At 69.8% G+C, this 7,980-nt stretch carries 9 protein-coding genes, 1 tRNA gene, 1 other RNA gene and 1 pseudogene; 6 read left to right on the top strand and 6 right to left on the bottom strand.

What is annotated here, in order from left to right; all coding sequences use genetic code 11:
• A pseudogene (locus DWB68_RS15400) lies at positions 1-458 on the bottom strand (pyruvate dehydrogenase (acetyl-transferring), homodimeric type); the annotation flags it as partial.
• A gap of 236 nt (positions 459-694) precedes the next feature.
• On the opposite strand from DWB68_RS15400, the gene DWB68_RS15395 reads away from it, so the two are divergent.
• Both DWB68_RS15395 and DWB68_RS15390 read left to right on the top strand, forming a co-directional pair.
• Positions 695-1,111 carry a DUF3052 domain-containing protein gene (locus tag DWB68_RS15395; protein ID WP_119426004.1) on the top strand — a complete coding sequence of 139 codons (417 nt, stop codon included), beginning with the start codon at positions 695-697 and terminating at the stop codon, positions 1,109-1,111.
• Positions 1,108-1,572 carry a redoxin domain-containing protein gene (locus tag DWB68_RS15390; RefSeq protein WP_199700478.1) on the top strand — a complete coding sequence of 155 codons (465 nt, stop codon included), beginning with the start codon at positions 1,108-1,110 and terminating at the stop codon, positions 1,570-1,572. Before DWB68_RS15395 ends, DWB68_RS15390 begins: the two co-directional genes overlap by 4 nt.
• A 50-nt stretch (positions 1,573-1,622) precedes the next feature.
• Here the strand turns inward: DWB68_RS15390 and DWB68_RS15385 are convergent.
• From DWB68_RS15385 to msrA, 4 genes are all read right to left on the bottom strand, one after another.
• Positions 1,623-1,698 (bottom strand) — tRNA-Val (locus DWB68_RS15385).
• A 111-nt stretch (positions 1,699-1,809) separates the two neighbouring features.
• Positions 1,810-2,397: a serine O-acetyltransferase EpsC gene (gene epsC, locus DWB68_RS15380; RefSeq protein WP_119426002.1), complete on the bottom strand. Its 588-nt coding sequence runs from the start codon at positions 2,395-2,397 to the stop codon at positions 1,810-1,812.
• Between the two features lie 22 nt (positions 2,398-2,419).
• Positions 2,420-3,352: a cysteine synthase A gene (cysK, locus tag DWB68_RS15375; protein WP_119426001.1), complete on the bottom strand. Its 933-nt coding sequence runs from the start codon at positions 3,350-3,352 to the stop codon at positions 2,420-2,422.
• A 93-nt stretch (positions 3,353-3,445) separates the two neighbouring features.
• Entirely contained in the window at positions 3,446-3,961 is a 516-nt protein-coding gene (gene msrA, locus DWB68_RS15370) for a peptide-methionine (S)-S-oxide reductase MsrA (RefSeq protein ID WP_233548874.1), read from the bottom strand.
• A 130-nt stretch (positions 3,962-4,091) separates the two neighbouring features.
• On the opposite strand from msrA, the gene DWB68_RS15365 reads away from it, so the two are divergent.
• Both DWB68_RS15365 and DWB68_RS15360 read left to right on the top strand, forming a co-directional pair.
• Positions 4,092-4,937: a Nif3-like dinuclear metal center hexameric protein gene (locus DWB68_RS15365; RefSeq protein ID WP_119425999.1), complete on the top strand. Its 846-nt coding sequence runs from the start codon at positions 4,092-4,094 to the stop codon at positions 4,935-4,937.
• A gap of 27 nt (positions 4,938-4,964) precedes the next feature.
• The gene (locus DWB68_RS15360; RefSeq protein ID WP_119425998.1) at positions 4,965-5,702 is read left to right on the top strand and encodes a zinc ribbon domain-containing protein; all 738 of its coding nucleotides are present in this window, start codon (positions 4,965-4,967) and stop codon (positions 5,700-5,702) included.
• A 9-nt stretch (positions 5,703-5,711) separates the two neighbouring features.
• Here DWB68_RS15360 and DWB68_RS15355 read toward each other — a convergent pair whose 3' ends face one another.
• The gene (locus tag DWB68_RS15355; protein ID WP_119425997.1) at positions 5,712-6,503 is read right to left on the bottom strand and encodes a YaaA family protein; all 792 of its coding nucleotides are present in this window, start codon (positions 6,501-6,503) and stop codon (positions 5,712-5,714) included.
• Between the two features lie 66 nt (positions 6,504-6,569).
• Between DWB68_RS15355 and DWB68_RS15350 the strand changes: the two genes are divergently transcribed.
• Together DWB68_RS15350 and rnpB are read left to right on the top strand one after the other, a co-directional pair.
• Positions 6,570-7,409 carry an SGNH/GDSL hydrolase family protein gene (locus DWB68_RS15350; RefSeq protein WP_158588342.1) on the top strand — a complete coding sequence of 280 codons (840 nt, stop codon included), beginning with the start codon at positions 6,570-6,572 and terminating at the stop codon, positions 7,407-7,409.
• A 13-nt stretch (positions 7,410-7,422) separates the two neighbouring features.
• Positions 7,423-7,797: RNase P RNA component class A (gene rnpB, locus DWB68_RS15345), an RNA gene on the top strand.
• Positions 7,798-7,980 lie beyond the last annotated feature (183 nt).

Genomic DNA, 7,980 nt, shown 5'->3' with positions numbered 1-7,980 from the left:
AAGATCTGGTCGCCGCCGCCCGGGTGATCCTGGCCGCGGAAGAAGTGGTTGAAACCGACCTCATAGAGGGTCGCAGCACCGGCGTACGTCGAGATGTGGCCACCCACGCCGATGCCAGGCGCCTGCGCGCGGTGCACCATGATCGCGGCGTTCCAGCGCATCCACTTGCGGTAGGCGCGCTCCATCTCCTCGTTGCCGGGGAAGGAGGGCTCCTGGTCAACCGGAATGGTGTTGACGTAGTCGGTCGTGGTGACCATGGGCACCTGCACCGACTTGGCGCCCGCGCGTTGCAACAGCGAACGCATGATGTACTGCGCGCGCTCGGTCCCCTCGGCTTCAATGAGTCCGTCGAAGGATTCGATCCATTCGGCGGTTTCCTCGGGATCCTGATCCGACAGGTGGTTGGTCAAACCACTGCGGATGTCGGTGATGTGGGGCTCTTCGATGGCCACGTCCACTACTCCTCGATCGGCACTGCGTGTCGCCCCTTGCGCGCCGGCCCGCGGGTGTGCGGGGGAGCGCGGGCATAGATTCGAGATCACTCTAGTCTTTTGTGTCGCGGTGCTGTATCCGGCGTGTCGGGGCTCGCAAGTGTTGAGGTGCGGGCCGAAACGGTGTTGTCTGGTCTCAGGCCTTCGGGCCGGCGCCGCGCGAGAGCCGCATCGGCGCTTTGGGAGGAACGAGGATGTACACCGTGAGCGATGCGACGGCGGCCCACCATGGAGCTGCGGCCCGCATGGGGTTGAAGCAGGGCGATCTGGTTCAGGAGATCGGCTACGACGACGACGTCGACTTCGACCTGCGCGAGGAGCTCGAGGCATTCACCGGTGAACCCCTGCTCGATGAGGACGAACACGAGGTCGTAGACGCCGTGCTGCTGTGGTGGCGCGAGGGCGACGGTGACCTGGTGGATGCGCTCGTCGACTCCCTGACCGATCTGGACGACGGCGGCGTCGTGTGGCTCCTGACCCCCAAGCGCGGTCAGGACGGCCATGTGGGCGCCGTGGAGATCCAGGAGGCCGTTCCCACGGCCGGCCTGCACTCCACGACCTCCGAGGGTGTCTCCGAGCAGTGGCAGGCCGCGCGCCTGGTCTCCCGCAAGAAGAATTGAACCCTCTGCTCGTCGGGGCCCAGGCGCCCGACTTCGAGCTCCCCAATCAGTACGGCGAGGCGGTGAACCGGGCCGCCCTCGCGGGTGCCCCGGCGCTGCTCGTCTTCTTCCCCCTGGCCTTCACGCCCGTGTGTGAGGGCGAGCTCGCGGCCTTGGCCGCGGCGGGCCGGGACGGCGCGCTGGGGACCACCCGCGTCGTCGGGCTGTCGGTGGATCACCGCTATGCCTTGAGGGACGCCGCCGATCGGCTCGGCGTGGGCTTCGATCTCCTGAGTGACTTCTGGCCGCACGGCGAGGTGGCCCAGGCGTACGGTGCCTTCGACCCCGTGCGTGGGCACGCGACTCGCCGTAGCGTCCTGCTTCGGCCCGGCGGCGAGATCGCGGCGATCTTCGAGAGCGATCACGACCACCCCCGGACGGTGGGTTCCTACGCGGCCGCCATTGCGGCACTGCGGGGCTGAAGCACAACAGGCGAGGGCCGCACCGAAGTCGGTGCGGCCCTCGCAACGTCTGGTGGGTCCTAGCGGGCTCGAACCGCTGACCACTTCGGTGTAAACGAAGTGCTCTACCAACTGAGCTAAAGACCCTCAGCGCCTTCACAGCGCCCACCCATCTTAGCGGGACGGGAGACCAAAAGGCCCGACGGCGCGCTGGGAGGCCCAGCGCGCCGTCGGGCAGGTGGGGCGCCGGGAACCGGCTCAGATCCACATCGCGGGATCGATGTACTCGGCCGGATCCACGGCCGGCTTGCGCTCGGTCTCGCCGCGGGGGCGATTGCGGGCGGGGATGCCCGTGATGATCGAATTCGCCGGGGCGTCCTTGACGACGACCGCGTTGGCTCCCACGGCCGAGTCATCGCCGATGACGATGGGGCCGAGGATCTTGGCGCCGGCGCCCACCGTGACGCGGTTGCCCAGGGTGGGGTGGCGCTTGACCTTAGCGAGCGAGCGGCCACCCAGCGTGACGCCGTGGTACAGCATGACGTCGTCGCCGACCTCGGCGGTCTCGCCGATCACGACACCCATGCCGTGATCGATGAAGAAGCGGCGGCCGATCGTTGCACCGGGGTGAATCTCGATGCCCGTGACGAACCGCGCGAGCTGCGAGACGACGCGCGCAGGGAAGCGACCCAGGGGACCGGTTTCCCAGAGCTTGTGGGCCACGCGGTGGGCCCAAATGGCGTGCAGGCCCGAGTAGACCAGCGCGATTTCGAGGCCGCTGCGGGCCGCCGGGTCGTGTTCCCGGGCGGCCCGCAAGTCCTCCTTGAGGCGTGAGGTGAAGCTCACGTAACTCCTTGCGTGAAAGGGATCAGCCGCGGATGTTTTCGTAGAGCACCGTGGAGATGTAGCGCTCCCCGAAGTCCGGGACGATGGCCACGATGAGCTTACCTTCGGACTCCGGGCGCTTGGCGATCTCCAGGGCGGCCCAGACGGCCGCGCCGGCGGAGATGCCGCCCAGGATGCCCTCGTCGGTGCCCAGGGCGCGGGCCACGCGCACCGAGTCGTCAAGGGTGGCGTCGATGACCTCGTCGTAGACGTCCTGGTTCAGGACCTCGGGGATGAAGTTGGCGCCCAGGCCCTGGATCTTGTGCGGGCCGGCCTTGCCGCCGTTGAGCAGCGGGGAATCCGCAGGCTCCACGGCCACGATCTGGACGTTCGGGTTCTGCTCCTTGAGGTAGCCGCCCGCACCGGTGACGGTACCGCCGGTGCCGACGCCGGCCACGAAAACGTCGACCTTGCCCTCGGTGTCCTCCCAGATCTCCGGGCCGGTGGTGGCGCGGTGAACGGCCGGGTTGGCGGCGTTGGCGAACTGCTGGGCCCAGATGGCGTTGTCGGTCTCGGCGACGATCTGCTGGGCGCGCTCCACGGCGCCACGCATGCCGTCTGCACCCGGCGTCAGGACGATCTGGGCGCCGAAGGCGCGCAGCATGACGCGGCGCTCGGAGGACATGGTCTCCGGCATCGTCAGGATGACCTTGTAACCGCGCGCGGCGCCGACCATGGCCAGGGCGATGCCCGTGTTGCCGGAGGTGCCCTCGACGATGGTGCCGCCCGGCTTGAGCTGGCCCGAGGCCTCGGCCGCGTCAACGATCGCGACACCGATGCGGTCCTTGACGGAGTTGGCCGGGTTGTAGAACTCCAGCTTGACCGCCACGTTGCCCGGCAGGCCCTCGTCGAGTCGATTCAGGCGCACGAGGGGAGTGCGGCCAACCACCTGGGTGACGTTGTCGTAAAGGGGCATGGGTGACCTTTCCAAACGATGGGGTCGGTGAAGTCCGGCGTGGATTCCGACCGCGGGGCACAGTACTCCTACCCTACGGCGCGGGCCAGGCGCTCAGGCAGGGACCTGCCACGAAGCGAAATATTGCCGCGCCTTGGAGAGCTTGGGATTGATGATGACCTGGCAATAGCCGGCCTCCGGGTGCTTGGCGTAGTAGTCCTGGTGCTCCGGTTCGGCGGCCGTCCAGTTGGTCAGGGGCTCCAGGCTCGTGACGATGGGCTGGGCCCAGTTGGCCTGATTGCGCTCGATCGCCTCCTGCATGAGACCCAGCTGCTCCTCGCTGCGCGGGAAGAGCGCCGAGCGGTACTGCGTGCCCACGTCGTAGCCCTGGCGATTGAGCGTGGTGGGGTCGTGCATGACGAAGAACATGTCGAGGATCGTCTCGGCGCCGATCTGCTCACGGTCGTAGACCACGGCGACGGCCTCGGCGTGGCCCGTGGTGCCCTCGCACACGCTGTAGTAGTCCGGGTGCTCCGTGTGGCCGCCCGTGTAGCCGGACTCCACGGCGAGGACGCCGCGCACCGTGCGGTACCAGGCGTCGAGGCACCAGAAGCATCCGCCGGCCAGCACCAGCACGTCTGTGTTTTGAGGGGAAGGCTGCTCGTTGCTCACGAGGGTCACAACGCGGCCGGCGTGCGGCTTGTTCCCCGTCCGGCGCGCGGGGGCGACAGCGCGCCCGGCGGCTAGGTACGGTGAGGCCATGACTCGCAGCCTCCGCCCCACGCTCTCCCAGGTGTGGAACGTCGTCGAAGAACTCTGGCCGGCCGCCCTCGCGGAGAGCTGGGACGCCGTGGGGCCCGTGACGGGCCGGCCGGAGCAAGAGATCTCCAACATCGTCTTTGCTGTGGATCCCGTCGAGGCCGTGGTCAACGACGCCGTGGAGCGCGGTGCGGATCTGCTCATCACCCACCACCCGCTCATGCTGCGGGGCGTGAACTCGGTAGCAGCCAGCGGCTTCAAGGGCCGCGTGCTGCACACCTTGATCGAGAACCGCGTGGCGCTGCTGACGGCGCACACGAACGGCGATTCGGCGATCGGCGGCGTCTCGGACGTGCTGATCCGCTCGCTCGGCGTGGAGGATTCCCTGCCGCTCGCGCCGAGTTCCGGCGGGCTGCCGGGGGAGGGGATCGGCCGCGTGGGCGATCTGGCTCAGCCCGTCCCGCTCGCGGAGCTCGCCGAGCGCGCCTACGCCGTGCTTCCCTCCGTGGCCGGCGGTGTGCGTGTCGCGGGTGATCCCGCCGCGCTCGTGCGCCGGGTTGCGGTGTGCGGCGGGGCGGGCGACAGCCTCTTCGACGCAGTGCGGGCCAGCGGCGCCGACGTGTACGTGACGGCGGATCTGCGCCACCACCCCGCCTCCGAGGCCCGCGAGGCGGCGGCCGGCGGCACGCCCTACCTCGTGGACGTCTCGCACTTCGCGTCCGAATGGCTCTGGCTCGGCTCCGCCGCGGGTCTCTTGCACCGCGCCCTGGAGGATCAGGGATTCGACGTGCAGGTCGCCGTGAGCGGGGTCAACTCCGATCCCTGGGACTTCATTCTCGTGCCCTAGCGGCACCCCAACTCTTAAGGAGAGCGCATGGTCATCGCAGCCCCGGAGGAACAGTTCAAGCTGCTCGCGGTGCAGGCCCAGGCCTCCCGCCTGCGTCAGCTGGCGCGGCAGCGCCAAGAGATCCTGAAGGATCCGGCGCTCACCGCCGCGGCGGAGCATCTGGCCGCCGCGCGCGCCGCCGCCGAGGAAGCCGCCGGGATGCGGGCCGAGGCCGACGCGGCCGTCGAGGCCCTGGAGGCGCAGGCCTCCACCGTCGCGGCGCACATCAAGAAGGACGAGGCTCAACTCATCGCCGGTCAGGCCGGGGCGGGCACGCTGCAGGGCCTGCAGCGGGAGATCGAGTCGCTGACGGCGAAGGCCTCAGAACTGGAGGACGCGGAGATCGAGGCGCTCGACGCCGCCGAGGCGGCGGCGATTGTCGAGGCCGAGGCGCGGGCAGCCGCGGAGGCGTCGGAAGCGGCCAACGAGGAGGTGCGGGCCGATGCCCGCGCCCGATTGGCCGCCGTGGACGCCGAGGCGGCGACGACCCAGGCTGAACGGGAGGCCGCGGCCGCCCTCGTGCAGCCGGACCTCCTGGCGCTCTTCGAGGCCACCCTCGAGCGCCGCGGCGCCGGGGCCGCCCGGCTCTTCCACGGGACCTCGGAGGGTTCGGGCCTCGCCCTGGCTCCCGGAGATCTGGCGGACATCAAGCGGGCCGCACCCGACGCCGTCGTGCTCTGCCCCGACTCCGGCGTGATCCTGGTGCGTAGCCCGGAGTGGATGTAGCCGGCGCCGTTAGGCGCGCGCCGTGAAGGCGTGGTCCTCGGGGAGGACCACCACGAGACGCGCAGCCTTCGTTTTGGTGGCCGACTCCAGCTCGGAGAGCGGCCAGCGCTCGCGCACGAGCTCCAGTAGGGCCTGGGGCGTGCGCGGGCCGGTGCCGCGCGTGGCCAGGAGCAGGCGGGCGATCTCGCCGCGCGTGTGCTTGGCGAAGTGCGAGACCACCTTGCGCGCGTTCCCGCGGATCTGCACCACGTCGACCGTGACCGTGGAACCCACGGGCGCCTTGTACGCGGCGGCGTAGGTGGAGGAGCGGCAATCGACCACGAGCTCGCCCTCCGCGCGTGCGTTCAGCGCCGGGGTCAGGCGCGGCTTCCACCAGCTCGCGAGCTTGCCGAGCTCCGGCAGGCCCACGCCCATGGAGAGGCGATACGAAGGGATGGGGTCGCCGAAGCCCACAGCGCCCCACAGCGCTGAAACCACGACGACGCTGCTGTCGGCTTTGGCGCGCTGGGCCGCGGTGAGCGAGGAGTAGCCGAGGGCGTCGTACAGCACGCCCGAATACACCGAGTGGGCCGGCGCGGCCGGCCGGGAGGCCGCGGTGACGTTGGCGCGCACCTCGGGTTCCAGCGAGGCGCCCACACCGAGGGCGCTCATGGCCTCGGGGGAGGCGGAGACGTCGGCGAGGGCGGCCAAGGTTTGCTCGCGCGCTTCGCCGAGTTCGGGGAAGGAGAGCGCCTCGGGGGAGTAAGGGGCCCCGGACTCGGGACGGTTCTTGCCTTCGGAGGGGGGAAGCAGGATCAGCACCCGTTCAGCCTACGTTCACAGCGGGCACCGAGCGCGACCAGTGACTTTCGCGCCACAATGGGTGCCATGTCGCCCGTGCAGTCACCGAACACCGAGTCGATCGAGGCCAGCATGCGCAGCGCTGGCCTCAGCCGGCGGCGCATGGGTGCCGGAGTCTTGGCGCTCATGGCAGGTTTGGGGGTGGCCGGCACCGGCGGCCGCCTTGCCACGGCGGAGGGCGCGGCGCCCACCGTGGACGCCACGCACGCGGTTGCAGGTGGCTCGGTGCCCGGCGTGGGGCTGGGCGTATCTGGGCTGGGAGGCAGTGTCCTCGGCGGCACCTCGACGGTGAGGCTCCTCGCCTTTGGGGACTCCATCACCGTCGGAGGGGTCGGCTGGTGCCATCGGGATGCGGTGCGCTCAACGTCGTGGCTGGCCCACCTCGGGGAGCGCTGTGAGCTGAGCGTCGCCTACGCCAAGTCCGGTGCGACGGCGCAGCTGCTCGACGCCGCCCCCGCGCCGAACCACGCCGGCGACTTCGCCATCTTCGCCTTCGGCACGAACGATCGGCAGCTCGGCCGCACGGTCGACGAGATGCTGGGGGACATCGGACGCTACGTTTCCGAGAACCTGTCCGCGTTCGCCGGGGCGACGATTGCCGTCGCCGGCGTGGGGCCGCGCTCAGGTGTCGATCCCGCCGTGCTGGAGGCATGGAACGCTCAGGTGAGCGCGGCCGCTGCCGTGCGCGGGTGGCTGTTCCTCGATCCGTGGCGCCGACTGCGCGGCGTCGACGCCGCCAGCTGGGCCGATGCCGCGCTGACCAGGGACGGGCTTCACCCCACCGAGCTGGGCGCGCGACTGCTCGGGGCGGGGTATGAGAGTGAGATCGTCTGGGCAGTGGCCGGGCGCATGCCTCTCCCGGAGTAGAATGATTCGCGGATGGGTTGGCCGGACGGTCGCGGGTTGCGCAAGCAACGCGAGGAAAGTCCGGGCTCCACAGAACAGGGTGGTGGGTAACGCCCACTCGGGGTAACCCGCAGGCCAGTGCCACAGAAATGAAACCGCCTCCGCCTTTGGGCGGCGGTAAGGGTGAAACGGTGGTGTAAGAGACCACCAGCGTCCCGGGTGACCGGGATGGCTAGGTAAACCCCACCCGGAGCAAGGCCAGACAGGCGCCGATCGAGGGCTGTTCGCCCGAGGCGCCGGGTAGGCTGCTCGAGACCGTCGGCAACGGCGGTCCTAGATAGATGACCGTCTCCTGCGCGGGGGTAACCGCGCGCGGCGACAAAACCCGGCTCATAGGCCAACCCATCCACTTACACTTCACGATCCCCCGCCGAAACGGCGGGGGATCGTTGCGTTTCTGGGGTTTCGGAGGCGAGCGCGGGGCACCCTGGTGCGCTTGGCCCACACCGGAGTGACTAGGGCGTGTCTCCCATATGTCGGGTGAGGCTCGCGGGATGCTGATGAGATGAAGTCGACGGGTTCGCGGTATCGG

The organism is Galactobacter valiniphilus (assembly GCF_003575975.1).
Classification (GTDB): Bacteria; Actinomycetota; Actinomycetes; order Actinomycetales; family Micrococcaceae; genus Galactobacter; species Galactobacter valiniphilus.
This window is presented reverse-complemented; position numbering and strand designations above follow the sequence as displayed.